This is a genomic window from Bradyrhizobium sp. HKCCYLRH2047 (assembly GCF_051168175.1).
In the GTDB taxonomy this organism is placed as follows: domain Bacteria; phylum Pseudomonadota; class Alphaproteobacteria; order Rhizobiales; family Xanthobacteraceae; genus Bradyrhizobium.
The window spans coordinates 288,283-314,382 of the sequence record NZ_JBNPUM010000005.1 but is presented as its reverse complement, the minus strand read 5'-3'; the positions used below and the strand labels follow the sequence as shown (position 1 = coordinate 314,382).

Below are 26,100 nucleotides of genomic sequence, written 5' to 3'. Positions count from 1 at the left end.
GGCGGGGCATGACAGCGGTGGGAGGAGCACCATCTCGCCTCATCGTCATGCAGGGGCGCGTGCAGCGCGAGCCCGGCATCCATAACCACGAGCGGCCGTGTGAGGCATGTTGGCCGCTCCATCTCGCTCAGTCATTCCTGCCTGTGAGTATGGATGCCAGGCTCGCGCTGCGCGCGCCCAGGAATGACGGTGAGTCTGTGGAAGCGCTGCTCCGCTCATGACCTCACCTTTTCGCAGACTTCGAGATGTTCACGCATGCGCTCGCGCTCTCGCGACGCTCCGCGCCCGAGGGATCCGTCCGTCTTGCCCTCTCCATAAAAAGAGGGCGCGGGGAATGCCGGGATGCTGGCCGCAACCCATGGCCCGCCTGCAGAAAAAAAGCAGGCGGCAGTCACCACAGGTTCAGCCGGGCAACCGGCATTCCCCGCGCGATGATCTTAACGGCTGCTTCGCGCGCTCCCCGGTGCGCCGGGCGTTCTGGTCACCGTGCACGATGACGCGCTTTGGGCGCGCCACCGCGGGGGCATCAGCGTCGGGATGCCAGGACCACGCGACTTGACCGTACGCGACACCAGCGTTCGTCGGCGCAAAGATGCGCTGCGCTGCCATCGCGTTCACCGCTCCTCCCGCTCCACGTCCGTGACGACCGCGAACCGCCCCTCCTGCGAGCGGGAGATGGCGCGACAAAAGCACTGAATTCGATTTAGGAAAAGCAGAATATTTTCGACGAAGGGACTGGACAGGCCAAATCAGCTTGATGGGCCTGCGGAAAATCGTTTCCGCGCGCACCGCCGTTGTTGCCGATTCAAGCCCCGGAGGTGACGCCACCAGATGGACATGCGCCTTGATTTGCCCGGCGGGCAGGCGTTCGCGTCGTTCCGATGATCGTTGTTCGGCCGAGAGCCGCGGCGTGAACATGTTTGTTAGTTGCCCGGCGCACGCTGATCGCGCGAGGAAGCGAAGGCAGGCTGAAGCACGCTCGATGCGCGCCACGCGAAGCGACCGGGGATGGTCTTCGCGTGCATGCCGCGATGCACGCGTGGGGCCGTCCAACGCCATTGCGCGGGAGTGGATCGGCAGGGCCAAGGCCCAGATGTTGCGGCGCGGCGGCCGGATCAGTTGGCCATCTCGGCGGCGTCGAGCGCGATCTCCTCGCGCTCGGCCTTCTCGGCCGCCGGAGCGTTGGCGGTCTCGGCCGTTTCGAAATCGTCCTCGGCGATCTCCTGGACCGCAGCCTCCTGGACTTCTGCCGTCTCGACCTCGGCCGTCTCGACCTGCTCGGCGGCGAGTGCGGCGGCCACGACGGCCTCCGGCTCGGCGTCGTCATTGGCCGGCGTCGCGAACAGGTTGGGGGCGGGGATGGTGGTGGGCACCACCGGCCGCTGCTTGGCCTTGTACCAGGACGAAAATTTCTGCGACAGGCCGGCTTCGAACTCGGCGAGCGGCAGGCTGTTGCCGTCCTCGTCGGTGATGACGACCTGCCAGCCTTCAGCCTCCATCACCTGTGCGTTGGCGAGAACGATGAGGGCGCTTTCGCGCTGCTTGCGGATCGTCTGCTGCTCCCGCTCAGCCACCATCGTGTACGCCATGAACCTGACTCCCACACCTGAACTCGGGACACGTGATGGTCCGAAGCACCATCAGGACGCCGCCACTACGCCGTGAGAGTGTGAGCGCGGCTGGGCCGGATTGCGTTCGCCTAATGACAATTTGGCGGCGTCTCACAGGTTCCGGCCGGCCAAGGGGAGTCGAAGATGCAACAGGCCGCAAAATTGTGGTGCAGGACCGAGAGCGCTTGTTGAAGGCGCGCCGCGACGTGTCATCATTTGATTCTGCGGCGGCAACTGCTTCGCGACATCAGCGAAGGCAGCGGGTGAACCGGACAAACAGCGGGCGAATTGGGGACGGCGATGCGAACTCATCTGTTCAGGATGCGGAATTGGAATGTGGCAATGGCGGGGCTTGCGCTGGCGATGGTCGCCAGCCCGCGCGCGGGCCATGCCTTCACGGAGGACGACCAGCGGCGGCTGTGCACGGGCGACGTCTTCCGGCTGTGCTCGTCGGAGATTCCCGATCGCGACCGCATCATTGCCTGCATGATGAAGCAGCGCGCCAGCCTCAGCGACGGTTGCCGCAGCGTGTTCGGCCGGCCATCGGAACGCTCCGCTTCGGCCACCGTGACGCGCTGAGCGTGCCACGCCTCGTTTCCGCCAGCCACGCGCCGCCGGTCCTTCGATCTGCGGCGTGACCAGAACTACCTCGATGACATGACGGCGTGTTAGCTTGGCGCGGATCGTACGGCCAGGAGTTGACCCGCCATGAGCTTCCGCATCCTCGTCCTCTACGGCTCCTATCGCTCCGACCGGATGGGCATCCGGCTCGCGCAATTCGTCGTGGACGGGTTGCGCGCCAGGGATCAGGTCGTCGAGCTGATCGACGCCAAGGCGGTCGGCCTGCCGATGCTCGACCGCATGTACAAGGAATATCCGCCCGGCCAGGCGCCAGCAGCCATGGCCGAGCTTGCGGCCAAGATCCGTGCCGCCGACGGCTTCGTGTTCGTCACTGGCGAATACAACTGGGGCATGCAGCCGGGACTGAAGAACCTCACCGACCACTTTCTCGAGGAATGGTTCTGGCGTCCGGCGGCGATCGCGAGCTATTCCGCCGGCCGCCTCTCCGGGGCACGGGCCGCCACGGCGTGGCACGGCACGTTGTCGGAGATGGGCATGGTGGTGGTGTCGAGCACGCTTGCCGTCGGCCCGATCGGTCAGGCGCTGTCCGCCGACGGCAAGCCGACCGGCGATTCCGGCCAATCGCTTGAGCACGCGTTTCCGCGCTTTGCCGACGATCTCTTGTGGTGGGTCGAGGCGGGCAGGGAGCAGCGGGCGCGCAGGGCGCCACCTTACTGAGTGCGGGCATCAGCGCAGGCCGGAGCGCAAGCGCTCCAGCTCTTGCGCCAAGTCCGCTCCAAGTCCGCTAACGTTGTTCCGCGCTGCCGGTCCCGTTGGTGACCGCGCGCTGACGCGCCGGGGCGCTTGCGCTCTGCCCCTGACAGGGCCGCTCCATCCAGCTCCCGTCCGGGGCCTGCTGGTAGGCGCGGCACGGCAGGGACGACGTGGCCTGATCATCCGGCTTGGATGCCTGGGAGCTTTTCGCCAGTGCGGGGGCGGCCGTCGCGACGAGGGCTGCCAGCGAACCGACGTAGATCATTTGGCTGATCCGCATCTTGGGGGTTCTCCTGCTCGAAGCACCCCCGATTCAAAGTCGAATTGTGGAAACTTTGAGGCAAATCCCGCCTGTCGTCGCAGGACGCTTAAGGATCGCTTGCGACGTCGCCTGCGGGCGTTGAGGCAAATGCGCGGTCCGGCGAGCGTGGCTTTCTCAAGGCTGGCGTTGCGCCCATGCTGACGGTAAGAGCGGCATGACGCGCGAAAGCGCCCTCGTGATCCGCGATGCGGGTGCTCCGCCCGGAGCGTCCTGTGCGGTCAACGGACGCCGGCATGGCCGCCGGCGCTCCCGACATCAGCCGCGCGACCGACGGATCGTGGCGGTTCCGCTTCAGGGCGGGGAGGGAGACCGCGCAGGCTGAGAACTGTGCGAGCATGACGAGACCCCGGTTGCCCTCCCTGATCGCGCTGCGTGCCTTCGAGGCCGTCGGCCGCAAGGGCAGCGTGCGCGCCGCCGGCGACGAGCTCGCGGTCAGCCACACCGTGGTCTCGCGCCATCTGCAGAATCTGCAGCGCAGCCTGGGCGTGGCGCTGGTGCGCGCCGAGGGACGGGGCCTCGCGCTGACCGATGCCGGACGTCAGTTCCATGCCGAGGTCAGCCAGGCCTTCGACATCATCGCCCGCGCGACGATGTCGGTGCGGCCCGTGGCGCGTCCGACCCTGAACATCTGGTGCATTCCGGGCCTCGCCAATCGCCGCCTGCTGGCGCGGCTGCCCGAGCTGAGCGGCCCGCCACGCAACTGGGACATCAACCTGCAGCCGACGCTGGCGCACCCCGACCTGCAGCGCGGCGAAGCGGATGCGGAGATCGTCTATGCCGAAGCGATCGACCGGAGCGGCGGCGTGGTCGCCGAGGAGCTGGTGTGCCCACGCGTATTCCCGGTCGCAAGCCCGGCCTATCTGGCAAGGTTTCCGGCGATCGCGACACTCCCGGGCCTCGCCAGGGCCTCGCTGATCCACGAGGAGTCCACCGCGCAATGGGAGCAATGGTTCGAGCTGGCGGGGTATCGCGAGCCGGTCACGTTGCGCGGGCAGCGGCTGTGGCACGCGCATCTCGCCATTGAAGCCGCCCGCTTCGGCCAGGGCGTCGCGCTCGCCAACGAGGTGCTGGTCGCCGATGATCTGCGCAGCGGTGCGCTGGTCGAGGTGATCCCATCGGCACTCCACATGGGAGCCTATCAGCTCGTCGCGCTCCGGGAGCGCTGGGACGAGCCCGCGATCGTGGCGCTGCGGGCGTGGCTGAAGAATGTGCTCGCCGCGTAGCTGCGCGCTCATCCTGCTGGGTCTGGTGCATTGCAGGCACCTGTCGTCAGGAACAAGCTGATTGATCGCGACGGCTCGCGGCTTAGCCTTCTGCTCGATTTTCCGACGAGGAGTTGAGCCATGGTTGCCAATTTGGCTGCGAATTTGGCTGCGAACGAAGAACTGCTGGCGCGACGTCATGAGGCCGTCGTCCGGGGCGTGAGCTATGCGACGCCGCTGTTTGCCGACCGCGCCCTCAACAGCGAGGTGTGGGACGTCGAGGGCAAGCGCTACGTCGACTTCGCCGGCGGCATCGCGGTGCTCAACACCGGCCACTGCCATCCGCATGTCGTTGCCGCGATCCGGGCACAGCTCGACCGCTTCACCCACACCTGCTTCCAGGTGCTGCAATACGAGCCCTATGTGCGGCTGAGCGAGCGGCTCAACGCGCTGGCGCCGATTTCGGGGCCGGCCAAGTCGATCCTGCTGACGACCGGCGCGGAGGCGACCGAGAACGCCATCAAGATCGCACGCGCCGCCACCGGCCGCAGCGGCATCATCGCCTTCACCGGCGCCTTCCACGGCCGTACCGCGCTCGCCAATGCGATGACCGGCAAGGTGATGCCGTACAAGAAGCATTTCGGGCCGCCGCTGCCCGGCGTCTGGCACGCGCCGTTTCCGATCGCCGGCAGCAACGTGACGGTCGAGGACACGCTGTCCTACATCAACTTCATCTTCAAGGCCGACATCGACGCCTCGCAGGTCGCGGCCATCATCATCGAGCCCGTGCAGGGCGAGGGCGGTTTCCACCAGGCGCCGCCGGAGCTGATGCGGGGCCTGCGCCGGATCTGCGACAGCCATGGCATCGTGCTGATCGCCGACGAGGTGCAGACCGGCTTCGGCCGCACCGGCAAGATGTTCGCGATGGAGCACTACGACGTGCAGCCGGACCTGATCTGCGTCGCCAAGAGTCTCGCCGGCGGCATGCCGCTGTCCGGCGTGATCGGCCGCGCTGCGATCATGGACGCCGCCGAGCCGGGCGGTCTCGGCGGCACCTATGGCGGCAATCCGCTGGCCTGCGCCGCGGCGCTTGCCGTGCTCGATGTGTTCGAGCAGGAGAAGCTGCTCGACCGCGCCAATGCGATCGGCGAGCGGCTGCGTGCGGCGATCGCGCGCTTCTCGCGCGCCAACACGCTGGTTCCGGTTTCCGGTCCGCGCGGTCCTGGCGCAATGGTTGCATTCGATATCCTGAAGCAGCGCGGCAGCGACGAGCCGGATGCGGAAATGACCAAGCGCGTGACGCGCGTGGCGCACGAGAACGGCCTGATCCTGTTGTCGTGCGGCGTCACCGCGAGCACCATTCGCATCCTGGTGCCGCTGACGGCATCGGACGAGATCGTGGACGAAGGGCTCGCGATCCTGGAGAAGTGCCTGGCCGCCTGACGTGCGGCCGAGGTGAGCGGGAAGGCTGGAGGTTTGCAACGTGACTGAAGCTGCGGCGGCTGTGCCGAATGACGTGATGGAGCGGCTCGCCGCCGCCGTCGATGCCAACTTCGCCAAGCAGGTCGCCTTCCTGCAGCAGCTCGTGCAGTTCCGCAGCCTGCGCGGCGAGGAAGCGCCGGTGCAGGACTGGCTGGCGCGCGAGCTCGCGAGCCGCGGCTATCAGGTCGACCGCTTCAGCCTGGGCGATGTCGACCTGATGCGCCATCCCAAGGCGGCGCCGATGGACGGCATCGCACTCGACGGCTCGCAGCAGGTGGTGGCGACGCTCGACGGAGCGGGCAAGGGCCGCAGCCTGATCCTGCAGGGCCACGTCGACGTCGTGCCGGAAGGGCCGACCGATCTCTGGAACGACCCGCCCTATGAGGCGATCGTGCGCGACGGCTGGATGATCGGGCGCGGCGCCCAGGACATGAAGGCCGGCGTCTCCGCGATGATCTTCGCGCTCGATGCGATCAAGGCGGCCGGCTTCGTGCCGGACGGACGCATTCACCTGGAGACGGTGACCGAGGAGGAGAGCACCGGCAACGGCGCGCTCTCGACTCTTTTGCGCGGCTACACGGCTGATGCTTGCCTGATCCCGGAGCCGACCGGCCACACGCTGACCCGCGCCCAGGTCGGCGCGATCTGGTTTCGCTTGCGCGTGCGCGGCACGCCGGTGCACGTCGCCTACGCCGAGACCGGCACCAATGCGATCCTGTCGGCGATGCACCTGATCCGCGCGTTCCAGGAGCACACCCGGGAGATCAACGCGCGCGCCAGGTCGAACGCGTGGTTCGCCGCGGTCAAGGATCCGATCAAGTTCAACGTCGGCATCATCAAGGGCGGCGACTGGGCCAGCTCGACGCCGGCGTGGTGCGACCTCGATTGCCGGCTCGGCGTGCTGCCCGGCGAGACGCCGGCGCAGGCCATCGCCGGCATCGAGCAATGTCTCGCCATAGCGCAGGCCGCAGACAGCTTCCTGTCGGAGAATCCGGTCGAGCTGGTGTGGAGCGGCTTCCAGGCCGATCCCGCCGTGTGCGAGCCCGGCAGCGCCGCGGAGGCCGCGCTCGCCGACGTCCATGCGCGCGTGTTCGAGCAGCCGCTGGACGTGCGGCTGTCCACGGCGGTCAACGACACCCGCTACTATCAGGTCGACTACGGCATCCCGGCGCTGTGCTACGGGCCCTACGGCATCGGTCCGCACGCGTTCGACGAGCGCGTCGATCTCGACAGCGTGCGCAAGACCACGCTGTCGATCGCGATGTTCGTCGCGCAATGGTGCGGACTGCGGCCGGCATGATCACGGTCGCGCTTCTCAGCCGTCCCGGGCTGATGGATCCGATGCGGGCGCTGCTCGCGCGCGAGCTGCCGGGCGTGACCGTCGCGTCATGGCCGGAAGCCGCGGCGCGCGACGCCGAGCTTGCCGTGTGCTGGAAGCCGGAGCCCGGTGCGCTGGCGGCGATGCCGAAGCTGAAGCTGATCCATTCGATCGCGGCCGGCGTCGACAATATCTTGTCCGATTCCACCGTGCCGGATGTGCCGCTGTGCCGGATCGTCGATCCCGACATCTCGGCGGCCATGACCGAGTTCGTGCTGTGGGGGACGCTGTATTTCCACCGCGATTTCGATCGCGCCGTCGGCAACGCGCGGAACGGCGTGTGGCGGCGCTACGAGCAGCGTGCCGCCAGGGACCGTCGGGTCGGCATTCTCGGGCTCGGCGAGCTCGGCTCCGCGGCCGCGATCCGTCTGGTCGAGCTGGGCTTCGCGGTGAGCGCGTGGTCGCGCTCGCCCAAGGCGCTCGCCGGCGTGCGGACCCATTGCGGCACCGCTGCGCTCGACGACTTCCTGGGCGAGACGGAGATCCTGGTCTCGCTGCTGCCGCTGACGGCCTCGACCGTGGGGCTGCTCGATGCCGAGCGTCTGGGCCGGCTGCCCAAGGGCGCCGCGCTGATCCTGTGCAGCCGCGGCGAGCACCTGGTGACGGAGGATCTGGTCGCGCTGCTGCGCAGCGGCCATCTGCGCGGCGCGGTGCTCGACGTCTTCGCGCATGAGCCGTTGCCCCCGGACCATGCGCTGTGGCGCGAGCCGGGCGTGCTGGTGACGCCGCACATGGCGGCGATCGCATCCTGGGAGGTGATCGCGCAGCAGGTCGCGGAGAATGCCCGGCGGCTGCTGCGCGGCGAGCCGTTGCTGAACGTCGTCGATCGCGCCCGCGGCTACTGATTAGTCAGCTACTCAAGCGTCTGCACCGGCGGCGCCACCGGACCGCGCGGCGCCGGCGGAGCGACAGCGATGGTCCGTGCAGGCGGTGGTGCGCTGCGCGGCGCGGCCTGCGGTTGCTGCTGAGACTCGGTCATCGCAGCCTGGCTGTCCCTGACCGGACGCCGGACCTGCTGTGACCGCGCCGCGCGCGAGCGGCGGAAGCCCCAGGAGCGCGCGATCGAGGGACCTGCCGTGTAGCCGACGACCGCGCCGGCAACCGCTCCAACCGGTCCGAACACGACGGCGCCCGACAAGGCGCCCAGCGCGGCATCGCCGCCGCGGTGCTCGTCGGCCATCGCCGCCGATGCCGTCAATGTCAGCGCCAAGGCCGCGGTCGCCAGCAGTCTGGTCATGAGATGTCCCCTCCGTCGCAACAGCGCCGAAATGGCGGACAAATGTGGCGAGAAGAATGCGGGGAGTGGAACCTGTCAGGGAACCGGTAACCCTAATGCGGACACAATGTCTCAGCGCCGCGGCATGGCGCGCAGCGTCGTTCAATGCATCGCGCCGAGCACCGACGTGAACGGCATGGCGATGATTTCCTCGCCGAGATCATCGGAAATGTGCAGCACCCAGTCGCGCCAATCCTCGTCGCTTTCGGAGGAAATCAGCGAATGCATGACGCGCTCGGCGTGATCGCAGGCCTCGGCGAGATCGACGACCGCGGTTCCACGCCGATCGACGAGAAACTCCTCGGGATTGGAGCAGTGGAAGAAGACCTGCGTCATGTCCGTCTCCTCAATCGCCATCCGGCGAATCTCAGCCAGGAGTAACAGTGTGGCGGCGCACGCGAAATCGGATTGATCACGTAAGGTAAATTACGGGGAGAAGTCTAAGCCTGGGGAACCGGGCCCGCAGTGATCCATCTCACGGAACGCATCGGTGTGGAGAAAGTTGACTTGGGTTATTCGATCCGGCGACAGGAGCTCGACATGATGTCTGAAGTCCAGATCCACGCGATCGCCCGGCAGATGCTCGAGATGCACGGCGCCTCGGCCGTCGCGCAGGCTGCGCAGAAGGCGCAGCAATGCGAAGCCAGCGGCGAGGCCGAGGAGGCCCGCGAATGGCGCCACATCTCGGATGCGATGCGGATGATGCGCGGCCCGCACCAGAGCTGACATCGGTTTCCATTTTACCGAATATTGCCGCGCGTTCCGCCGGATCGACCGACTCTGCTCCGCAGCAGCCGGCGGTGGATACGTTCCGTCAAGGGAAACGTGTGCCGCATCTCATCCTGGTTTCCGACCCATTTTCCACGCAAGAATCGGGCAACATGATTCGGCGGTGGATTCGCCGACCAACGTTTGCCGGCGCGCCCGCCGTCCAGGGATTATTGCCATGGTCTTCTTCAAGCGTGAGCTGAGCCCCGTCGAGATCTTCGAGCGTGCGCTGAAGGACAAGCAGGCCGCGCGGCAACGGCTGACGGATCGCCTCCGCGTGGCCGAGGCGGCGCTGGACGAAAAGAAGGTTGCCGCAGAGCGGCTCGCCAAGGCCGGCGCCAGCAACGGGCAGCTCGATCGTGCCGAATCCAAGATGCAGGCCGTCGAGCAGAAGGCCAAGGCGCTGCGCGCAGCAGTCGCCGAATGCGATGAGCAGATCATCCTGGCCGAACGCGCCTTCGCCGACGCGGTGGCGCAGCGCGACCGCGACCGCGCTGCCAACGACATCGAGGCCGTCGCCACCGCGATCGAGCAGGCGGTTCCGCGCTTCGAGATCGGTGCGGCGGCGCTCGTCGATGCGGTGACGCGCGGCCGCGCGGCGCTGAGCGAGGCCAGCCGCTTCGCGTCCGATGTCGACGACATCCGGCGCGAGGTGATGTCCGCCGCGGAGCTGATCTGCTGGGAGCTGCGCGCGGCCGCGAGCCGCACGCGGGCCGGCAACATCAACGTGGCCCTGCTGGCGCCGCCCGAGATGCGGCAACTGCCGGCGCCCGAGACCGACCGCCAGATGATCTATACGCTGAGCCCGCTGACCTGGCGTGAGGGCGAGGAGGTGAAGCGCGTCGCCGCCTTTACCATGACCGCGCTGCCCAAGGCCCTGCTGCCGCTGGCGCTGGCGCATCAGCACGTCGACTATCTCAACGCGCGCCGGGTGCAGACGCTGATGCACGTCCATGGCGGCGGACAGCAGCAGAGCGAGCCGATGCCCGACGATCCGGCGCTGGTCGATCTCGATGCGCTGGGTGCGCAGGCCGAGGAAAGCCCGCAGGCTGATGTCGCCTGAGCGCGTCCCTGCGCGCAGGCGCGCCGGAGCGCAGCTGGGGCTTGTTGGATCGGCCGTGCTGCTGCTGATTGTCATCAGCGGTGCACGGGCGGAAAATCTCGATGCCGGTAAATCCGGCGCGCGGCTGTTTGCGGACAGCTGCGCCACCTGTCATCGCTCGGCACGTGGGCTCGCCAAGGGACGCTTCCGCCTAACGCTCTATTTGTTCCTGCAGAAGCACTACACCAGCAGCGACGACGCCGCGTCGGCCTTGAGCACCTATCTGCAGTCGGTCGATGCGCCGGCAGCCGCGCCGGCCCGTCGTCCTGCTGCGCGGCGACGGGATTATCGCGGTGAGACGCGACCGCCGCGGCCGCCGCTGCCGGTCCGGGGACGCTAGTCCGGCGGGCCGCACGACGATCTCCGCTCGCTTCGTCCTGCGAGGGGAACGGGCCGCGGCGAGTGAACGTGAGCTGCTCAGGTTCAGCCGCTCGGCCCGCAGTTTTCCGGTGTGCGCTCGTCCGGGTGTGGCCGATATCCGCAACCTGGGCTATGCTCGTCGGCCAAGGTGCTCGACGCCCCGGGGGTGCCGATCTCGTGCGTGTCCGTGCGAAGCTGGCCGCCCCGAGCCGTATCGTGACGTCTCAGTCGTTCCACGAGCCGCGTTATCGTGATTGTGTTTTCGCGCGTTATGTCTTTTGACGTTGTGTTAGGGCTGTCTGAGGCAGGGCAGCGGCGATGATGACCTTACCGGAGCTCGCGGCAGCGGCGTTGGAGCGTTTCCTCAGCTCCTATATGCGACGCCGTTTCGGATCGTCTCATACCCAGTTGACGGAGATGCTTCCGGCGGCTGCGCGCATTGCACTGGAATGCATCGGCAACAGCGATGCGCTGTATCACAACGTCGAGCACACCTTGCTGGTGACGCTGGCCGGCCACGAGATCCTGCGCGGCCGTGCGCTGCACAGCCACATGACGGCGGACGACTACGTCCACGTCATCCTGGCCTGCCTGCTTCACGACATCGGCTATGTCCGCGGCCTGTTCAGGGAAGACGATGTCAACGGCTTCGTCGTCGATCGCGGCGGCCGCAAGATCTGCCTGCCGCGCGGCTCCTCCGATGCCAGCCTGATGCCGTATCACGTCGACCGCTCGAAGCTGTACGTGATCAACCGCATCGAAGGCATGGCGCCGCTGGACAAGGACCGCATCGCCCGCGCCATCGAAGGCACGCGCTTTCCGCCGCTCGCCGGCCAGCACTTCGACGAAGAGCAGTCGATCGTGCGCGCCGCCGACCTGATCGGACAGCTCGGCGACCCCAACTACATCCGCAAGGCCAACGCGCTGTATCACGAGTTCGAGGAGGTCGGCATCAACCGGCAGCTCGGCTATGAGTCGCCGGCCGACATCGTCAACCGCTATCCGCAGTTCTATTGGAACAGCGTCGCGCCGCACATCCAGACCGAGATCCGCTATCTCAACATGACCTCGACCGGGCGCCAGTGGATCGCAAACCTCTACGCCAACGTGTTCCGCGCCGAACGCGACATCTCGCTGTCGGGCCCGCAGAGTTGACTGGCGGGAGTTAGCGCCGGCCGCCGACCTCGTCGATGTGGTCGAGCAGGTCGGCCGGGTCCTCGTAGACTCGGATGGCGCCGGACTGGCGCAATTCCTCCGAGCCATAGCCGCCGCTCAACAGGCCGACTCCGAGCGCCCGGCAGCGGGTTGCGGCGAGCATGTCCCAGATGCTGTCGCCGACCACGACCGCGCGCTCGATCGACATGTCGAGGCGGGCGGCGGCGGCGAGAAACAGATCGGGATCAGGCTTGGCGTAGCGGACCTCGTCGCGGGTCACGACGGCGCTGGTCTTGGGATCGACGCCGAGCGCGGCGAGATTGACGGCCGCCGTTTCCATTCTGCCGCTGGTCGCGATCGCCCAGGGGATGCCGGCATCGGTCAGGAAGCCGAGCAGCTCGCGGGCGCCGGGCAGGGGGCGGACCTGGCCTCCGAGCTTCTGATAGGCCGCCGCATGCGCCTTCCGCAGCCGCTCGATCCGCTCGGGCTCGATGGCATAGCCGGTCTCGCGCAGCAGCTGGTTGGTGAACAGGCCGCCGCTCATCCCGATCTTGCGGTGGATGCGCCAGACCGAGAGCTCGATGCTCTCGGCATCCAGCGCCGTCTTCCAGGCCAGCACATGCTGGTAGACGCTGTCGACCAGCGTGCCGTCGAGGTCGAACAGGAAAGCGGTTTCGATGCGCATGGCTCGCTCCGGGCTGGACGTCTGCTACGCAGCAGCCGCTACGGCCAAGCGGCAGCGGACATTCTGGTTCCTGGCCGCTGCGGGAGCTGTGCTGTGCCTGCGCCGCGACCCGGCTCAGCCCTTCGGACGGATGAAGCCGGCCAGCGTCTTCTTCTGCTCCTCGCACCAGTTCGTCATGCCGAGGCGGCGCTGATCCATGTCGATGGCCTGGGTGGCGACGGCGACCTCCGCCATCAGATCGTCGTCCTGCTTCTCGCCCATCTTGCCGCCGGTGTGCATATAGGCGATCGCCTTGCGCACCTTCTCGGTCGTGCCGTCAGGCATCTTCATGTCCTGCGCCTTCTGGACCAGATCCTGATAGACGACGTCGACGCCGGGACATTCGACCTTGGTGGCGAACGCCTCCAGCACCATGGTCGTATACATGTGGCGTGGCTCGGCGCTGCCCGGTGTCAGGGCCGCCAGCAATGCCGCAATGCTCAATGCCGCAAGGGTTGACGTATAAAGCAGACCGTTTCGCATCCTCTGGCTACCTCCCGCTTGTTTTCGGCGAGGCTAGCCTGTGGGCGAAGCCCGGGCAACAACGAGCGCAGTGCAGCACGCGCGAATTGATCGAAGGGGCCGCCGGCTATTTGTTCAGCCGCCGCTCCTGCTCCTTGAGCAGAACGTCGAGCTCCTCGCTCTGCTGCGCGAGGCGGTCGGCGTTGCGCTCCTCGTCGGCGGCACCCGACTGCGAGGCGGCCTGCTCGGTGATCTGGCGGATGTTGTCGCGCAGGATCGCGATGCGGTCTGCGAGGTCGGAGGCGGACAGGATGGTCGGATCGGTCAGGCTCATGAACCCCTCGGGATGCGCATTGTCAGGCGCAGCTCCTTAGCTCGGAAAGCCGCGTCGCGACAAGTGGATCGACGGCATCGATCACCCCCGCGCCAATCGGCGCGGACCGGCGCGGGCGCCTGTGCGGATCCCTCAGCGCACCGGCATTGGCGGACGCACCACGGGCTGGTCCGGATCGACCGGCGCCGACGGCAGCGGCATCGGAGCAGGCGGCGGGGGTACCATGTTGGCTGCAGCCGGCGGCGGCGTGCGCGGCCGGTGCGGCACCGCTGCTCCGGGCTGTGCCGGGGTCACGGCCGCCGTCGTAGGGCGCGGGGCCGGGCGCGGCCGGATCGTCTGCTCGATGGCGCGCGGATCGAACGACCGTGCTTCCGCGGTCCGCTCGCTCGGCCGCTCGGCGGGCCTGTCGCTGGACTTGGCCTCGGCGACCCGCGCCATGTCGCGGACCATCTGCTCCTGCCCGGCCTTCAACTGTGCGAGGCTCGTCTTCAGCTCGCCGATCTGCTGGCTCAAGGCAGCCAGGTCGTGGGCCATCGATTGCAGCAACTGCGCCTGCTCCTGCGACGCGGTCGCGCCAACCGCGCTCGTTGCGTGCTCCTGCGCCTCAGCCGGCGCTTCTGCGGCCGTCTGCTGGGGCGCGGTCGCGGCTGGCTGTGCCGCGGCATCCTTGTCGGTGTTCGATGCCAGCGAGATCCGCGGCATCCAATGCGCGATCATCTCCTGGGCCTGGTCTCCATAGCTCTGCCAGGCGGCTGCGGCGACCGCGCTGCCGACCGCGAACAGCACCGCCAGAATGGTGCGCACGGCCCAGGTGGCGAACGTGCTGCGCTCTCCGGTGACCGCGAAGTCGCTCGTCGCCTGCGTCCTGTAGTCAGGGTCGATCTTCGGCGAGGGCACATCCGGTGGCCGTTGCGAGCTGCGCCTGTCCGCTTCGGCGGCGGTGCGATCGGCGCGGGCCGCCAGCACGATCTCGGGATCGATCACGGCATGAGGCTGCTGATCGCCGTCTTTGGTCGTCGTTGCAAGCATTGACGCTCCGTCCTCCGTTGTCGTCCGCCTCGCAGGCGGCGCTCGGCTCTGTTCCGATGCGTCGTCCTACCAACGCCTCGTGCACCAACGCTTCGCGTACTCACGCTGCATCGTACTGACGCCTCGTGACACCAACGTCGGATGACGACTGCGCCACGGGACGCTCGGCCTCTCCGGCCGCATCAGCACAGAACCTGGATACCGGTTGTCCCTCGTGCCCACGCGTCTGCATGTTCACGGTGATCCATCTTGGCCAGAGCCGCATGCTCAGGAACGTCCCATCATCGTTCCGTCGCGTCGACGCTCGGCTGATTCCCAATCTCATCGACACTTGGTCATATCCGCCCAAACCAAGGCGAAGGCATGGCGGTTGCGCGACCCATGCAACCTCCACCTCAGGCCGCAGGCGGAGCATACCCCGAATGCACCGCGAAGGCTATGCCGACGGCGGTTCGCCGTGCCGGCGAGATCCTCGGCCATTGTGACCGACCGGTGCTGCGGAACGAAGCTTCGATCGGCCCGTCAACGCTTGAGAATGTCGCCGGTGGGCAGCCGGATTTCGCAGCAGAGGCCGCTCGGCTCGAAGCGCCGGACGACGCGGGCACCGACCTCGTACGGCAGCATCTGTTCCAGCAGCACGGTTCCAAAGCCCTGGCGCTGCGCAGCCAGCGGACGGCCGGACATGCCGGTCTCGGTCCAGTCGATGACCAGCCAGTCGGCCGCGTCGCGCTCATCGAGCCGCCATTCGATCCTGATGAAGCCCCGCGGCACTGTCAGCGCGCCGTATTTCAGCGCATTGGTCGCGAGCTCGTGCATGGCAAGCCCGATGCTCTCGGCCGCCTTCGGCCTCAACCGCACCTGGGGGCCCGACAGCGAGAATTGCCTGTCCTCGCGCGCGGCTCCGGCGCGCAGCTCATCGGCGATCAGCTCCGCCAGATCGAAACCGGCGAGGGGATCGCGCGTGACGACCGCCTGGATGCGCGACAGCGCCGTGATGCGGCCTTCGAGGTGACTGGCGAAATCCTCGACGCTGTCGCTCGAGTCGCCCGTGCGGCGGATGATCGAGCGGATCACGGCGAGCATGTTGCGGACGCGGTGCTGCAGCTCGGCGAGCAGCAGCTTCTGGTGCTCGGAGGCCGAGACCAGCGCCGTGATGTCCTGGGTGATGCCGCCGATGCGCTGCACCCGTCCCAGCTCGTCGACCATGGGAAAACTACGGATGCGCAGCCAGCGCGCGACGTCGTCCGGCTGCGTGACGATACGGACATCCAGGCTGTCGCGCTGGCCGCGCCGGGCGCGCTCGAGGCTCTCGACGGCGCGGGGCCGGTCCTCCGGCAGCATGAGCTCGGTCCACGATGCGAGATGGTCGCCGCGGAGCACAGCGGTGCGCGGCACGCCATAGATGGTCTCGAATGCGGGGCTGAGATATTCCCAGTGCAGGGTCTCGGCATCGCGGATCCACACCACGTCGGAGGATGCTTCGCCGAACTGGCGGAAACGCGCCTCGCTGTCGCGTAGCGCGGCCTCGGTGCGCTTGCGGTCGTCGATGTTCATCGCGAGCTCGACCAGGGTGCCGTCGCCGAGGTCCCGGCCGGCGAACATCATCCAGGCGCGTTCGCCGTCCTTGCGAAAATACTGCTTCTCATAGGGACCGATCCGGCCGGTCTGCCGCAGCAGCTCGATCTGGTCGCTCGATGTACCCATCCATTCCGGGGGGGTCAGGCTCTTCCAGGTCAGCTGGCCGCTGTCGATGTCCTGACGCGAATAGCCTGTCATCGCCAAGAAGGCCTCGTTGGCGTCGACCAGGGTGCCGGCTGCATGATCGAAGAACAGCACGCCGACCGAATCGATCTCGAGGAGGCGGCGCAGCCGATGGTCGCTGGCATCGCTGCCGTTCGAATGCGGCTGCCGTGCGGACGGCCCGGCCTCCGGCAGCTCGCTGCAGCCGAGGCAGACGGCGAGCTCGGGATCGGTCCGTGCGAGGGCAAGCACGTCCGAATCGATCGCGAGCAGGTGTGCATCGGCCCAGAAATGGGCTGTGCGCAGATAGGCGAGGAAGGCCGCCAGCAGATCGAACCTGGTGTCGCCGAAGGCATGTCGGATTGCGCGCCGCGAGCGGTCGAAATCAGCACGCTGCATGAACAGCACCGACGCGGCCTCGAACAGGTCCGCCTCACCGTCGCTGCCCGGCTCCGGGATGTCGAGCGGGGGCTGGATGAGCTCGAGCCGGTCGAGCGCCGCCGCGGTGCGCGCGGGATCCGCGAGCGGCCGCGCGAGCAGGTGACGCGCCCGATCGATCGGCTCCGGGCGGGACGTCGAGTCACCCGCGGGCTTGCCAGATCCAACCAGAAATCCGAAATGCCGGGTCAGACAATAAGGCGAACGGTTGAGGCGCGACAGATGGACGGCGAGCCGCTCCTTGAAAAGGGCCGGAAGCGGGGTGTCGAGATAGGCGCATTTGGCGAACTGCCAGAGCTGTCGGGTCGCCTCAGGCGCAGACGGCGCCGACCTGAACAGGTTGGGCATCAGCCCGAGGCGCTGCACGATCTCCTGCTCGAAGGGTCCGTCCACCATGCGCTGTTCGACCATCGCCGTTTCCCCGGCAGAGTGCCGAGACAGTCAGCATAGCGCAAGCGCCAGCGCTCCGAACCTCTCACTCATTCGCGTCGAGCTGACGGCCTTCGCGGTCCAAATGCAAGTAATTCGCGTTGAACAGGCCGGCGCTCATCAAGCGCTCGAGGTCCGGAAGTACCAGCATCTTGCCCTTGAGCACGATCAGGTTGCTGGCGCGCAGTTCCTGCAGCGTGCGGTTGACGTGGACCTTCGACAGGCCTGTCGCCTCGGCGAGATCGGCCTGAGTGAGCGGGAAGCTGCAGCTGCTGTCGTCGGCCAGGCCCGCCAGGCGTAGCCGGAAGAACAGTTCGCACAACAGGTGAGCCATGCGTTCGGACGCCGTGCGTTGCCCGAGATTCATGGTCCATTCGCGCTGGATTGCGGCGTTGACCAGTGTCTCCCACCAGAACGCCGTTGCAATGCGCGGATAGCCGGCGCTGATCTCGTCGAAGAACTCGCGCGGCAGATCGGCGATCGACACCGGCGTGATGGTGCCGATCGAATGGTCCATCTCGCGCAGGATGAAGATGTTGAGATCACAGATATCGCCGGGCAGGAAGAACGAGACGATCTGGCGGCGGCCGTCCTCGAGCTGCTTGTAGCGGCAGGCCCAGCCGTTCAGGATCAGATGCACGTCCTTGGGCTTCTCGCCTTCGCGCGCGATGTCGGTGCGTGGCGCGAAGGTCCTTACCCGTTGAGCCGCAGCGCGGTTGAGCATCAGGCGGTCGGCCGCAGAAAGGCGGACGAAATTCTCAAGCTTGCGGACCAGATGACTCAAAGAGTGGTTCCCCCGAATTAGTTTATTGGGGTTCCAAGCGGCGCGACTTCAATAACTTATGTTAGCATGATACCGCGTTGACCGCTGATCTTTCTGCACCTGCGCAAGGAACCAACGCGTTGTTGATGTGCGTGGGTCTGCTGCCGCAATCTCGGTGATGATTTCGCCATCGCGCGATGGTCGGAGCATGAGCGACATCGCGCGAGTCAGACCTGCACTGCGCGCTTCTGTCGTCGAACTCTCATGAAAGTCGATGATGAATCACTGTCGAGGCCCGTGAAAATACGGGAATCGACGTGCGGCCGCGACGATTTGCCCTCGGCAGCGTGCCTGCGCAAGTTAATAGCCTCTTAGACTGCGCTTCCTAAGTTGACCGAAACAATCAACTGGAAATGCACGATGCGAGTCGGTCAGCTCTTTGCGGTATCGATGCTCTCGGTCACGGCGCTTGCCTGTGTTCTCGGGGGCGAGGTGCTGGTATCTCACTATCGCGCCTACGCGAGCAGAACCGAAGCGATCAAGTCAGTCGACGCGTTCGCTGCCGTGCTCCTTGCAGGCCAGGCCGTCGCGGGATTGCGGGCGCCGTTCGTCACGCCGATGTTCCAGGACGTTCCGGCCACTCCTGTGCAGCTGGACGTCGTCGACAAGGCCGGGCAGCAGGCCGACGCTGCCTTCGCCAAGGCGAAAGCGGCCGTTGAGACGCTCTCCGACAGCCAAGCCATCTTCGACGGACTGAACGCCGCCAAGGCAAAGCTCACCGACGTGCGCACGATGGTCGACCGCGCCGTGAGATTGCCGCTGAATGCGCGCGACCCGGCAGCGATGAAGGGATTCCTGCCCGGCTTGACCGACGTGCTGAAATCGGTCGAGCCGCTGCTCAACCGCCTCGAGAACCGCGTGGCGACCGCCGATGCATCGCTGACGCCGCTGCTGTCGATTGCGCGCATCACGCAGGATCTGCGGATCACGGCCGGCGGTCGCGCCGCGATGCTGGCCCCGGCGCTCGGCGCCAAGCGTGCGCTGGCTCCGGCCGAGTATTCCAACATCGATCGGGCGCAAGGCCGGATCGAGGTCGATCGCGAACGGATCGAGTCGAGCATCGATCAGCTCGGCAATCCTCCGAAGGTCGCGCAGGCGATGTCGCAGGCGGTCGAAGCGTATTTCAACAAGGCCGCGGGACTGATCGAGAAGGAGATCGCGGCGTCGCGCAGCAATGCCGGCTACACGCTGTCACCGGAGCAGTTGGGCGGCACCGTCGTGCCGCCGATCGGAAAATTCCTGACCGTTCGCGACAATGCGCTGGCCGAGGCACGGACGCGCGCCGAGACGGCGCGGGACGATGCACTGGTGATGTTCGGGATCGGCAGCGGCGCGGTGCTCGCGCTGCTCGGCATGCTCGGCGTCGTGACCTTCATGCTGCGCCGTCGCGTGATCGCGCCGCTGGCTGCGCTGACCGGCGTGGTCGGCGACCTCGCGGCTGGCCGTGACGACGTCGTCGTTCCGGCCAGCGATCGGCAGGACGAGATCGGCACGCTCGCCGCCTCGCTGCAGGTGTTCAAGGATGCGCTGCTGGCGAAGAAGGCGGCAGACCGGGCCGCAGCGAGCGAGGCGGAGGCCAAGATCCAGCGTGGACAGCGGGTGGATACGATCACCCGCGAGTTCGAGGCCGTCATCAGCGAGATCGTCGATGTCGTGTCCTCGGCGTCGACGGCGCTCGAGAGTTCGGCAGGAACGCTCACGACCACGGCCGAGCAGTCCGAGCGGCTCGCCACCACCGTCGCTTCCGCGTCCGAGGAGGCCTCGACCAACGTGCAGTCGGTGGCATCAGCGACGGAGGAAATGTCATCGTCGGTGACGGAGATCGGCCGCCAGGTTCAGGATTCGGCGCGCGTCGCCAACGAGGCCGTGCAGCAGGCGCAGCGCACCAACGATCGTGTCGGCGAGCTTGCCAAGGCCGCGGCCCGCATCGGCGACGTCGTGGAGCTCATCAACTCGATCGCCGGCCAGACCAACCTGCTGGCGCTCAACGCCACCATCGAGGCGGCACGCGCTGGCGAGGCGGGGCGCGGCTTCGCCGTCGTGGCCTCCGAGGTGAAGGCGCTGGCCGAGCAGACCGCGAAGGCGACCGACGAGATCAGCCAGCAGATCAACGGCATCCAGGCGGCCACGCAGGAGTCGGTGAACGCGATCCGCGATATCGGCGAAACCATCGAGAAGATGTCGGAGATCGCCTCGACGATCGCATCCGCGGTGGAAGAGCAGGGCGCGGCGACGCAGGAGATCTCGCGCAGCATCCAGCAGGCGGCCCGTGGCACGCAGGAGGTCTCGGCCAACATCACGGATGTGCAGCGCGGCTCCAGCGCCACCGGTCAGGCGTCGGCGCAGGTGCTGAATGCGGCGCAATCGCTGGCCGGTGAAAGCACACGCCTGAAGCGCGAGGTCGCGCGCTTCCTGGGCTCCGTGCGCGCCGCGTGACGACGGGACTGCACGGCACTGCATTCCAACATCATGAGCGCCGGCTCGGACCGGCGCTCATATCATTCGCTCACTTGCTCCTGTCGAGGGTCTGCGCCATGTCGAGATGATGCTGCAGGGCCGGCAGGGTCTTGCCGCCCAGTCCTCGGTGGCGGATCGTCGCCGCCCTTCGCATAGCGCTCGAACAGCGACACCGGGTCGCAAACCTAAACCGAGAGATGTGCACGATGTCCCGACGAACTGGCGCGCGCGGCGCGGCGTGCCTGGTGAGAAGATGCCGCGAGCAGCCGGCGTAGCCGCAGAGCGTCGGCGGGCGCCGCGCTCTTCTGGTCGTTGTCGAAATAGACGTAGACGTCGATGCCGTGCGACGCCCAGGCGCGAATGCGCTTGGCCCAGGCTTCGAGTGTCGCGTCCGGATAGTTGTCCTTGTAGCGGCCGCCCGGGCCATGGCCGCGCACATAGACGAAATCGGCCGTCCGCCTCCACGGCGCCGGCGCGTCGTGATGGTCCGACAGGCAGAGCGAGATGTTCGCGTCCCTCAGCAGGCGCATGATCGCCGGTGTGTACCAGCTCGGGTGACGGAATTCGAAGCTGTAGCGCCGGTGCGTCGGCAGTAGCGGCAGAAACGACTCGAGCCGTTCTCGATTCGCTTCGAATTGCGGCGGCAGCTGGAACAGCACGGGGCCAGCCTTGTCGCCGAGCAGCGACAGCCGGCTCTCCATCAGCGCGATGCTGTTGACCGAGCGCGCAGACAGGCGCTTCCAATGCGTGATGAATTTGGAGGCCTTCCAGGCGAAAACGAAATCGAGCCCGGTCTGATCGCGCCAGCCACGGACGGCAGCTTCCGTCGGCGTCCTGTAGAACACGCCATTCAGCTCCGTGGTCTCGAACTGGCTGGCGTAGTAGGGCAGCTGATGTCTGATCAGCAGTCCCGGCGGAAAGAACGCGCCGCGCCAGGACCCGTAGTGCCATCCCGATGTGCCGATCACGACCCGGGCCATCATCGTCCTCTCGCCGAGACCAGACCTCGAAAGCAAAGCGTCGTGAGGGCGTTCGGGTTCCTTTCAAAGCCGCAGCAGACGATACGGCGCGCGCTCTAGCGCTCGGCGGCGTGCAGCACCGGTGCGCTCAACAGCTCGTTGATATGCGCCGCCGTCTCCGCCTGCATCGCCTTCTTCAGCATGATGTCGCGCTCGGGGCCTACGGGAAGACGTGCTGCCGCTTCGCGGGCAGCTGTTGCAGCCTGCTGCAGCCGCTGGCCGAACGACACTGTCTGCTTACGCCGGTTCCGGGTGACGCTCATGGCGAACTCCTGTTGCTTCAAACAGGAGTCTGCGAGCCTGCCGGCCTTGTGTCGCTAACACACGTTAGCGTGCAGTTCACTATCCCTGGAGGTCCTGTTGGAACAAGACGACAGCGTCGCGGTGCTGATTAGTTGTTCGATCGATCTGGGTCATTGCCCGGAACGCTGAGATGCACCTCGTGGCCTTGCTTGATGGCCAGCGTCGCGGCTGATGCAGCGGATTCGAACGCAGCCTCCTTGGTCGCGTAGTCGCCATGGGCGTTGCCGTCATGCAGAACGCTCCAATGATCGTCGACCGCGACGATGGCGTATTGAGCCAGTCCCATGTCCTCCTCCATTCTTCGCGTCATTGGGTCGAAACGCTCGGGGACGCCCGATGCCGTGCCGCGGGCGCGGCTCGTCTCGGCGGGCACGAGACCAACCAGAGCAGGTTGCATCCGTTCCTGCGCATGCGGACCAACCCGGCCGGATGCGCCCGCTTCCCGATGCCGGCGAACCGCGGGGCAGCCGGCCCGTTCTCAGCCCTTGCGTTGGGTCTACCCCGCGGGCCGATAGCCTGTTAAGCAACGGCGCAGGACGGGGCGGTCCCCGCGGAAGAGACTGAGAGGAAACGGCAATGATTCAGACGATCGGCATCATCGGAGCAGGCACCATGGGCAACGGCATCGCGCAGGTTTGCGCGGCCGCGGGCGTGCCGGTCGTCATGGTCGACATCTCCGAGCAGGCGGTGGCGCGCGGGCTCGCCACGGTGGGCTCCAGCCTCGATCGCCTGGTCAAGAAGGAGAAAATGACGGCCGCCGACAAGGACAAGGCGCTGTCGCTGATCACCGGCACTGCCGACAAGGCGAAGCTGTCGAGCTGCGATCTCGTCATCGAGGCCGCCACGGAGAACGAGGAGCTGAAGCTCAAGATCCTCAAGGACCTCTGTGCCGGCCTGAAGCCCGAGGCGCTGATCGCGACCAACACCTCCTCGATCTCGATCACCAAGCTGGCCACCGCCACCGATCGGCCCGACCGCTTCATCGGCATGCACTTCTTCAATCCGGTGCCGATGATGGCGCTGCTCGAGCTGATCCGCGGCCTGCAGACCTCGGATGCGACCCATGCGGCCGCCGCCGATTTCGCCAAGCGGATCGGCAAGGTCGCGATCACCGCGAAGAACAGCCCGGGCTTTGCCGTGAACCGCATCCTGTGCCCGATGATCAACGAGGCGATCTTCGCGTATTCGGAAGGCATTGCGACCGCGGCGGACATCGACGAGGGCATGAAGCTCGGCTGCAATCACCCCATCGGTCCGCTGGCGCTGGCCGATCTGATCGGTCTCGACACGATGCTGTCGGTGATGGAGGTGTTCTACAACGGCTTCAACGATCCGAAGTATCGGCCGGCGCCGCTGCTGAAGGAGATGGTGGCCGCAGGCCAGCTCGGCCGCAAGACCGGCAAGGGCTTCTACGACTACGGCAAGTAGCTGCGGCCAAGTAGCTACAGCCAAGTAGCTACGGCCAAGTAGCTACGGCATTGTGCGACGCGAGCGGCGGGTGGCCCATGCGCCCGCCGTGCCTCGGTTGACGATCGACTACGCGGACGACGGATTGGCTGACGACCGATTGCGTTGACGATGGATTGCGTTTCGAGGCGCGTGGGAGCACCAAGAACCACACCTCTCCAAATGAGAGCTGCCGAGTTCGCGCTGATCCGACGATCCAGATTCACGGCACAGCGCCGGGCGGGCAAGGGGCCATGCCTCGCTGATGCAGCCCACAAAGCCGCGACCCGGCGTGCCGTTCGTGATTTGCCGCTATGCGATGGTCCGAGCGATTACCGTCGCACTCAGCGGGCCTGGTACGGAGGTGGAGTCATTGAACCTCCCTGCAATCAGATGGATTGTCGTCGTTCCAACATCATCGGCACCATGAACGGCTACCGCAATGGACGACAGCGATGATCGTCCTCCCGGCGGCCGGCGCTGTCAAGGCGCAACATGACGCATTGATGAATTCGGCGTGACGGGTCCGGTCGATCCTGCGCGCGCGGAGAGACTGTGGTTCGCCTTGGAGTGATGACAAACCCGTGCAAATCATTACATGAGGGCAGCCGGTCGACGAGGCTATGCGGTTGCGCCTTGCTCGAGCTCGTGTAGGCCGCATCGGCCGACATAAGGATCTGCAGCGGCGATTCACCGAGTGTGGCTCGGGTTGCGGCCTTTCGGGGAACCAAAGAATTCGTGGTGTTTTGTTTGCCGCGAAAAGCAAGGCAGGAGAACAGCGATGAGAGCAGTTGGCATCATTCTGACGACGGTCGCCATGTTTGTGGGAACTCTGCCCGCTCTGGCAGCGGAGCAGGGTACGGCGGGCATGGTCACGGGGATCAACCGTCTCAACGGCACGATCGCGATCAAGCGCATTCCCGATGGAACCGTCGGCGCCAACACGGCCGGAGCAGCCCAGGAGTTCAAGATCAAGGACAACGCCATGATCGAGAACATCCACGCCGGCGATCGCGTGACGTTCTCGACGTCTGACGCCGCCACACCCACGATCGTCAAGCTCGATCGGCAGAAATAGCCGTCATAGCCGGATCGAGGGGCGCGATGAGACAGTGCGGTGCTCTCCGCGGACGGGGCGTATGGCGTCTCGGGCTCTGGATGATGATGGTCGTCGGGAACTGCACTATTGCGACTGCGGCCCCGACCGACCTGTACCAGGCGCAGACGGTCGTGACCGGTCAGGGCGAGGACAATCGTCGGGCGGCCTTTGCAGCATGTCTGGAAGACGTGCTGATCAAGGTGTCCGGTGCATTTCAGCTCAGAAGCGATGCAAGGCTCGCACCACTCGAGGCGCGGGCCGCGGAGTTCGTCACCGGCTTCGATTATCACGATCAGATGTCGGGCAAGCCGAAGCATGACGAGCAGGGCACGCGCGACCGTCCATATGACCTGACCGTGTCATTCGATCGCGCGCGGATCGATGAGTTGCTTGCGAGCTTGAACATCAAGCCGTGGCTGGGGCCGCGCCCGTCGATTGGCGTGATTGTGACGATGACGTCGGGCGGTCGTACTTTCTTCGTTGCATCCGACGACCGGAGGTCCGATCTGCAGCGCGACGCGCTGCGCGCGGCGGCCGTCAAGCGTGGGCTCGAGATCGCTCTGCCAAGCGCCTCCGAGGTCTCGAAGGCCGCTATTGAGCGCACCAAGTTGAACGATGTCCAGCCCGCGGCGGTCGCGTCGTGGTTTCCCGGAGCTGATGTCATGCTCTTTGGCGATCTCACCTGGGACGATGCCGAACTGGGCTGGGTCACGCAATGGCGCCTCGATCGCGCTGGCAAGCAGGACCGGTGGCAATTCCGTGGCGTGACGTTCGACGAAGCATTTCGCCGCGGTCTCGGTGGAGCAGCGCAACTCCTCTCCGACAACGGAGCGCCGTGAGGTTGCCGCGATAGTATGCGACCATCCCTGTAAAGTGGATGCCTGAGCCGCGCATGCGGGCACGAGAGTCTCGCGCCCGAGCTCGCTCCGGCAAACAGACAGGAGGGTGCCCGTGGTGAAACTCAGAACGTGTCTCGTTGCTGCGCTGTTGATTGCCACGCCCGCCTCGCTGGCGGTGGCTGCGCCGGGCCTGGTGCGTACCGCGGCCACCATGCGCGCAGGGCCGGGCCCCGGTTTTCCCGTCGTCGAGCGCATTCCGGCCGGTGCCAGGATCACCATCCATGGCTGCATTCAAGGCGGCGCGTGGTGCGATGTCAGCTTCGGAGGCGAACGTGGCTGGGTCGCGGCGCGGACGCTCGCCTATCTGTATCGTGAGCAGTACGTTGAGCTGCCCGAATATGTCGAGTACGTGCCGACTGTCGGCTTCACGCTGACCACCTATTGGAGCAGCTTCTATTTCGGACGGCCTTGGTATCATCGGCATGCGTTCTGGAACCGCTACTGGCATCGCCATCCGCCGGTCATGGCGCAAAATCCGCCTCAGCCTGGCATGACCCCGGGGATGCCGGGGCGCGGTCCCGGCGGGGTGATCCAGCCGGGCGCGGTCGCCGGCACAGGCCAACGATCCGGACCGCCTTCGGGCATGCAAGGTCGTGTGCCGCCTGCGACGGCCGCCGGCCCCGCCGCACCTCCGGTCGTGGCTGGTGGTCCCGCGCGAGTTGCAACGCCACCCATGGTGCAGCCGTTGATGAGCCGAAGCAGCGGTGCGCCGCAGAGCGCCCGCGCGCAGATGGGCGGCATGCGCATGATCGGGACTTCGCCGCAAATCGGTTTGGCGCATATTGGGGGCGGCCCCGCCATGGGTGCTGCGCGTGTGGGCGTCAGCGGCCCTCGCGGTGGCGGGCGTTCCGGCCCGGGCGGTGGTTTCCGCCGGCACTGAGTCTTCAGCACTGGCGTGGTGTCCGGAT

The 26,100-nt window shown here is 66.6% G+C and carries 28 protein-coding genes; 15 read left to right on the top strand and 13 right to left on the bottom strand.

Annotation, left to right across the window (positions count from 1 at the left end):
- Positions 1–1,115 precede the first annotated feature (1,115 nt).
- Positions 1,116–1,589 carry a hypothetical protein gene (locus ACQR1D_RS14685; protein WP_315800225.1) on the bottom strand — a complete coding sequence of 158 codons (474 nt, stop codon included), beginning with the start codon at positions 1,587–1,589 and terminating at the stop codon, positions 1,116–1,118.
- A 363-nt stretch (positions 1,590–1,952) separates the two neighbouring features.
- Here ACQR1D_RS14685 and ACQR1D_RS14680 point away from each other — a divergent pair, with 363 nt between their 5' ends.
- Together ACQR1D_RS14680 and ACQR1D_RS14675 are read left to right on the top strand one after the other, a co-directional pair.
- Entirely contained in the window at positions 1,953–2,189 is a 237-nt protein-coding gene (locus ACQR1D_RS14680; RefSeq protein WP_315712310.1) for a hypothetical protein, read from the top strand.
- Positions 2,190–2,318: 129 nt separating this feature from the next.
- A complete protein-coding gene (locus ACQR1D_RS14675; RefSeq protein ID WP_315800224.1) occupies positions 2,319–2,909 on the top strand; it encodes an NADPH-dependent FMN reductase in 591 nt (196 codons plus the stop codon).
- A 67-nt stretch (positions 2,910–2,976) separates the two neighbouring features.
- Here the strand turns inward: ACQR1D_RS14675 and ACQR1D_RS14670 are convergent, their stop codons facing one another.
- The gene (locus ACQR1D_RS14670) at positions 2,977–3,225 is read right to left on the bottom strand and encodes a hypothetical protein (protein ID WP_315800223.1); all 249 of its coding nucleotides are present in this window, start codon (positions 3,223–3,225) and stop codon (positions 2,977–2,979) included.
- A gap of 377 nt (positions 3,226–3,602) precedes the next feature.
- Here ACQR1D_RS14670 and ACQR1D_RS14665 point away from each other — a divergent pair, with 377 nt between their 5' ends.
- The 4 genes from ACQR1D_RS14665 to ACQR1D_RS14650 all read left to right on the top strand — a co-directional run bounded on the left by ACQR1D_RS14665 (position 3,603) and on the right by ACQR1D_RS14650 (position 8,174).
- Positions 3,603–4,490 (top strand): LysR substrate-binding domain-containing protein, encoded by an 888-nt coding sequence (locus tag ACQR1D_RS14665; RefSeq protein WP_315800222.1) that lies wholly within the window; start codon positions 3,603–3,605, stop codon positions 4,488–4,490.
- A gap of 120 nt (positions 4,491–4,610) precedes the next feature.
- Positions 4,611–5,912: a 4-aminobutyrate--2-oxoglutarate transaminase gene (gene gabT / locus ACQR1D_RS14660; protein WP_316180842.1), complete on the top strand. Its 1,302-nt coding sequence runs from the start codon at positions 4,611–4,613 to the stop codon at positions 5,910–5,912.
- A 40-nt stretch (positions 5,913–5,952) separates the two neighbouring features.
- On the top strand, positions 5,953–7,251 hold the full coding sequence (locus ACQR1D_RS14655) for an ArgE/DapE family deacylase (protein WP_434839444.1): 1,299 nt from the start codon (positions 5,953–5,955) through the stop codon (positions 7,249–7,251).
- Positions 7,248–8,174, top strand: a complete 927-nt coding sequence (locus ACQR1D_RS14650; protein ID WP_434839565.1) for a 2-hydroxyacid dehydrogenase — start codon at positions 7,248–7,250, stop codon at positions 8,172–8,174. The genes ACQR1D_RS14655 and ACQR1D_RS14650 overlap by 4 nt, the downstream gene beginning before the upstream one ends.
- A gap of 8 nt (positions 8,175–8,182) precedes the next feature.
- On the opposite strand, the gene ACQR1D_RS14645 is transcribed toward ACQR1D_RS14650, so the two are convergent.
- Together ACQR1D_RS14645 and ACQR1D_RS14640 are read right to left on the bottom strand one after the other, a co-directional pair.
- Positions 8,183–8,566 carry a hypothetical protein gene (locus ACQR1D_RS14645; protein WP_316180838.1) on the bottom strand — a complete coding sequence of 128 codons (384 nt, stop codon included), beginning with the start codon at positions 8,564–8,566 and terminating at the stop codon, positions 8,183–8,185.
- Between the two features lie 141 nt (positions 8,567–8,707).
- A complete protein-coding gene (locus ACQR1D_RS14640; protein ID WP_315800218.1) occupies positions 8,708–8,941 on the bottom strand; it encodes a DUF6894 family protein in 234 nt (77 codons plus the stop codon).
- A 207-nt stretch (positions 8,942–9,148) separates the two neighbouring features.
- Here ACQR1D_RS14640 and ACQR1D_RS14635 point away from each other — a divergent pair, with 207 nt between their 5' ends.
- From ACQR1D_RS14635 to ACQR1D_RS14620, 4 genes are all read left to right on the top strand, one after another.
- Complete coding sequence (locus ACQR1D_RS14635) at positions 9,149–9,331, top strand: hypothetical protein (RefSeq protein ID WP_315741166.1); 183 nt, start codon at positions 9,149–9,151, stop codon at positions 9,329–9,331.
- Between the two features lie 220 nt (positions 9,332–9,551).
- On the top strand, positions 9,552–10,436 hold the full coding sequence (locus tag ACQR1D_RS14630; protein WP_316215675.1) for a hypothetical protein: 885 nt from the start codon (positions 9,552–9,554) through the stop codon (positions 10,434–10,436).
- Positions 10,426–10,815 (top strand): cytochrome C, encoded by a 390-nt coding sequence (locus tag ACQR1D_RS14625; protein ID WP_316180835.1) that lies wholly within the window; start codon positions 10,426–10,428, stop codon positions 10,813–10,815. Before ACQR1D_RS14630 ends, ACQR1D_RS14625 begins: the two co-directional genes overlap by 11 nt.
- A gap of 338 nt (positions 10,816–11,153) precedes the next feature.
- Positions 11,154–11,990 carry an HD domain-containing protein gene (locus tag ACQR1D_RS14620; RefSeq protein WP_315800215.1) on the top strand — a complete coding sequence of 279 codons (837 nt, stop codon included), beginning with the start codon at positions 11,154–11,156 and terminating at the stop codon, positions 11,988–11,990.
- Positions 11,991–12,000: 10 nt separating this feature from the next.
- Here the strand turns inward: ACQR1D_RS14620 and ACQR1D_RS14615 are convergent, their stop codons facing one another.
- The 6 genes from ACQR1D_RS14615 to ACQR1D_RS14590 form a co-directional block, all read right to left on the bottom strand.
- A complete protein-coding gene (locus tag ACQR1D_RS14615) occupies positions 12,001–12,675 on the bottom strand; it encodes an HAD family hydrolase (protein WP_316180833.1) in 675 nt (224 codons plus the stop codon).
- A 114-nt stretch (positions 12,676–12,789) separates the two neighbouring features.
- Positions 12,790–13,197 (bottom strand): hypothetical protein, encoded by a 408-nt coding sequence (locus tag ACQR1D_RS14610; protein ID WP_316180831.1) that lies wholly within the window; start codon positions 13,195–13,197, stop codon positions 12,790–12,792.
- A 106-nt stretch (positions 13,198–13,303) separates the two neighbouring features.
- Complete coding sequence (locus tag ACQR1D_RS14605) at positions 13,304–13,510, bottom strand: hypothetical protein (RefSeq protein WP_315800212.1); 207 nt, start codon at positions 13,508–13,510, stop codon at positions 13,304–13,306.
- A gap of 132 nt (positions 13,511–13,642) precedes the next feature.
- Entirely contained in the window at positions 13,643–14,539 is an 897-nt protein-coding gene (locus ACQR1D_RS14600; protein ID WP_434839445.1) for a hypothetical protein, read from the bottom strand.
- 522 nt (positions 14,540–15,061) lie between these two features.
- Positions 15,062–17,128, bottom strand: a complete 2,067-nt coding sequence (locus ACQR1D_RS14595) for a PAS domain S-box protein (protein ID WP_434839446.1) — start codon at positions 17,126–17,128, stop codon at positions 15,062–15,064.
- A gap of 64 nt (positions 17,129–17,192) precedes the next feature.
- Positions 17,193–17,930: a Crp/Fnr family transcriptional regulator gene (locus ACQR1D_RS14590; protein ID WP_315712288.1), complete on the bottom strand. Its 738-nt coding sequence runs from the start codon at positions 17,928–17,930 to the stop codon at positions 17,193–17,195.
- 399 nt (positions 17,931–18,329) lie between these two features.
- Here ACQR1D_RS14590 and ACQR1D_RS14585 point away from each other — a divergent pair, with 399 nt between their 5' ends.
- Positions 18,330–20,405, top strand: coding sequence for a methyl-accepting chemotaxis protein (locus ACQR1D_RS14585; protein WP_434839447.1), 2,076 nt, complete (start codon positions 18,330–18,332; stop codon positions 20,403–20,405).
- A 206-nt stretch (positions 20,406–20,611) separates the two neighbouring features.
- Here ACQR1D_RS14585 and ACQR1D_RS14580 read toward each other — a convergent pair whose 3' ends face one another.
- The 3 genes from ACQR1D_RS14580 to ACQR1D_RS14570 all read right to left on the bottom strand — a co-directional run bounded on the left by ACQR1D_RS14580 (position 20,612) and on the right by ACQR1D_RS14570 (position 22,034).
- The gene (locus tag ACQR1D_RS14580; protein WP_434839566.1) at positions 20,612–21,406 is read right to left on the bottom strand and encodes a DUF72 domain-containing protein; all 795 of its coding nucleotides are present in this window, start codon (positions 21,404–21,406) and stop codon (positions 20,612–20,614) included.
- A 95-nt stretch (positions 21,407–21,501) separates the two neighbouring features.
- On the bottom strand, positions 21,502–21,708 hold the full coding sequence (locus tag ACQR1D_RS14575) for a hypothetical protein (protein ID WP_315800208.1): 207 nt from the start codon (positions 21,706–21,708) through the stop codon (positions 21,502–21,504).
- Between the two features lie 128 nt (positions 21,709–21,836).
- Complete coding sequence (locus ACQR1D_RS14570) at positions 21,837–22,034, bottom strand: hypothetical protein (RefSeq protein WP_315755672.1); 198 nt, start codon at positions 22,032–22,034, stop codon at positions 21,837–21,839.
- Positions 22,035–22,324: 290 nt separating this feature from the next.
- Here ACQR1D_RS14570 and ACQR1D_RS14565 point away from each other — a divergent pair, with 290 nt between their 5' ends.
- The 4 genes from ACQR1D_RS14565 to ACQR1D_RS14550 all read left to right on the top strand — a co-directional run bounded on the left by ACQR1D_RS14565 (position 22,325) and on the right by ACQR1D_RS14550 (position 26,072).
- A complete protein-coding gene (locus ACQR1D_RS14565) occupies positions 22,325–23,176 on the top strand; it encodes a 3-hydroxybutyryl-CoA dehydrogenase (protein WP_434839448.1) in 852 nt (283 codons plus the stop codon).
- Between the two features lie 799 nt (positions 23,177–23,975).
- Positions 23,976–24,272, top strand: a complete 297-nt coding sequence (locus ACQR1D_RS14560; RefSeq protein ID WP_315800206.1) for a copper-binding protein — start codon at positions 23,976–23,978, stop codon at positions 24,270–24,272.
- Positions 24,273–24,352: 80 nt separating this feature from the next.
- Positions 24,353–25,132 carry a DUF2066 domain-containing protein gene (locus ACQR1D_RS14555; RefSeq protein ID WP_434839449.1) on the top strand — a complete coding sequence of 260 codons (780 nt, stop codon included), beginning with the start codon at positions 24,353–24,355 and terminating at the stop codon, positions 25,130–25,132.
- Between the two features lie 112 nt (positions 25,133–25,244).
- Complete coding sequence (locus tag ACQR1D_RS14550) at positions 25,245–26,072, top strand: SH3 domain-containing protein (protein ID WP_315800439.1); 828 nt, start codon at positions 25,245–25,247, stop codon at positions 26,070–26,072.
- Positions 26,073–26,100 lie beyond the last annotated feature (28 nt).

Bases quoted from the DNA above. Each gene is read 5' to 3' on its own strand.
- ACQR1D_RS14595 (WP_434839446.1), bottom strand. From the start codon at position 17,128: ATGGTCGAACAGCGCATGGTGGACGGACCCTTCGAGCAGGAGATCGTG.
- ACQR1D_RS14620 (WP_315800215.1), top strand. From the start codon at position 11,154: ATGATGACCTTACCGGAGCTCGCGGCAGCGGCGTTGGAGCGTTTCCTC.
- ACQR1D_RS14565 (WP_434839448.1), top strand. From the start codon at position 22,325: ATGATTCAGACGATCGGCATCATCGGAGCAGGCACCATGGGCAACGGC.
- ACQR1D_RS14675 (WP_315800224.1), top strand. From the start codon at position 2,319: ATGAGCTTCCGCATCCTCGTCCTCTACGGCTCCTATCGCTCCGACCGG.
- ACQR1D_RS14570 (WP_315755672.1), bottom strand. From the start codon at position 22,034: ATGGGACTGGCTCAATACGCCATCGTCGCGGTCGACGATCATTGGAGC.
- ACQR1D_RS14650 (WP_434839565.1), top strand. From the start codon at position 7,248: ATGATCACGGTCGCGCTTCTCAGCCGTCCCGGGCTGATGGATCCGATG.
- ACQR1D_RS14600 (WP_434839445.1), bottom strand. From the start codon at position 14,539: ATGCTTGCAACGACGACCAAAGACGGCGATCAGCAGCCTCATGCCGTG.
- ACQR1D_RS14580 (WP_434839566.1), bottom strand. From the start codon at position 21,406: ATGGCCCGGGTCGTGATCGGCACATCGGGATGGCACTACGGGTCCTGG.
- ACQR1D_RS14605 (WP_315800212.1), bottom strand. From the start codon at position 13,510: ATGAGCCTGACCGATCCGACCATCCTGTCCGCCTCCGACCTCGCAGAC.
- ACQR1D_RS14630 (WP_316215675.1), top strand. From the start codon at position 9,552: ATGGTCTTCTTCAAGCGTGAGCTGAGCCCCGTCGAGATCTTCGAGCGT.
- ACQR1D_RS14560 (WP_315800206.1), top strand. From the start codon at position 23,976: ATGAGAGCAGTTGGCATCATTCTGACGACGGTCGCCATGTTTGTGGGA.
- ACQR1D_RS14575 (WP_315800208.1), bottom strand. From the start codon at position 21,708: ATGAGCGTCACCCGGAACCGGCGTAAGCAGACAGTGTCGTTCGGCCAG.
- ACQR1D_RS14645 (WP_316180838.1), bottom strand. From the start codon at position 8,566: ATGACCAGACTGCTGGCGACCGCGGCCTTGGCGCTGACATTGACGGCA.
- ACQR1D_RS14640 (WP_315800218.1), bottom strand. From the start codon at position 8,941: ATGACGCAGGTCTTCTTCCACTGCTCCAATCCCGAGGAGTTTCTCGTC.
- ACQR1D_RS14625 (WP_316180835.1), top strand. From the start codon at position 10,426: ATGTCGCCTGAGCGCGTCCCTGCGCGCAGGCGCGCCGGAGCGCAGCTG.
- ACQR1D_RS14670 (WP_315800223.1), bottom strand. From the start codon at position 3,225: ATGCGGATCAGCCAAATGATCTACGTCGGTTCGCTGGCAGCCCTCGTC.
- ACQR1D_RS14685 (WP_315800225.1), bottom strand. From the start codon at position 1,589: ATGGCGTACACGATGGTGGCTGAGCGGGAGCAGCAGACGATCCGCAAG.
- ACQR1D_RS14680 (WP_315712310.1), top strand. From the start codon at position 1,953: ATGGCGGGGCTTGCGCTGGCGATGGTCGCCAGCCCGCGCGCGGGCCAT.
- ACQR1D_RS14635 (WP_315741166.1), top strand. From the start codon at position 9,149: ATGTCTGAAGTCCAGATCCACGCGATCGCCCGGCAGATGCTCGAGATG.
- ACQR1D_RS14610 (WP_316180831.1), bottom strand. From the start codon at position 13,197: ATGCGAAACGGTCTGCTTTATACGTCAACCCTTGCGGCATTGAGCATT.
- ACQR1D_RS14615 (WP_316180833.1), bottom strand. From the start codon at position 12,675: ATGCGCATCGAAACCGCTTTCCTGTTCGACCTCGACGGCACGCTGGTC.
- gabT (WP_316180842.1), top strand. From the start codon at position 4,611: ATGGTTGCCAATTTGGCTGCGAATTTGGCTGCGAACGAAGAACTGCTG.
- ACQR1D_RS14665 (WP_315800222.1), top strand. From the start codon at position 3,603: ATGACGAGACCCCGGTTGCCCTCCCTGATCGCGCTGCGTGCCTTCGAG.
- ACQR1D_RS14585 (WP_434839447.1), top strand. From the start codon at position 18,330: ATGCGAGTCGGTCAGCTCTTTGCGGTATCGATGCTCTCGGTCACGGCG.
- ACQR1D_RS14555 (WP_434839449.1), top strand. From the start codon at position 24,353: ATGATGATGGTCGTCGGGAACTGCACTATTGCGACTGCGGCCCCGACC.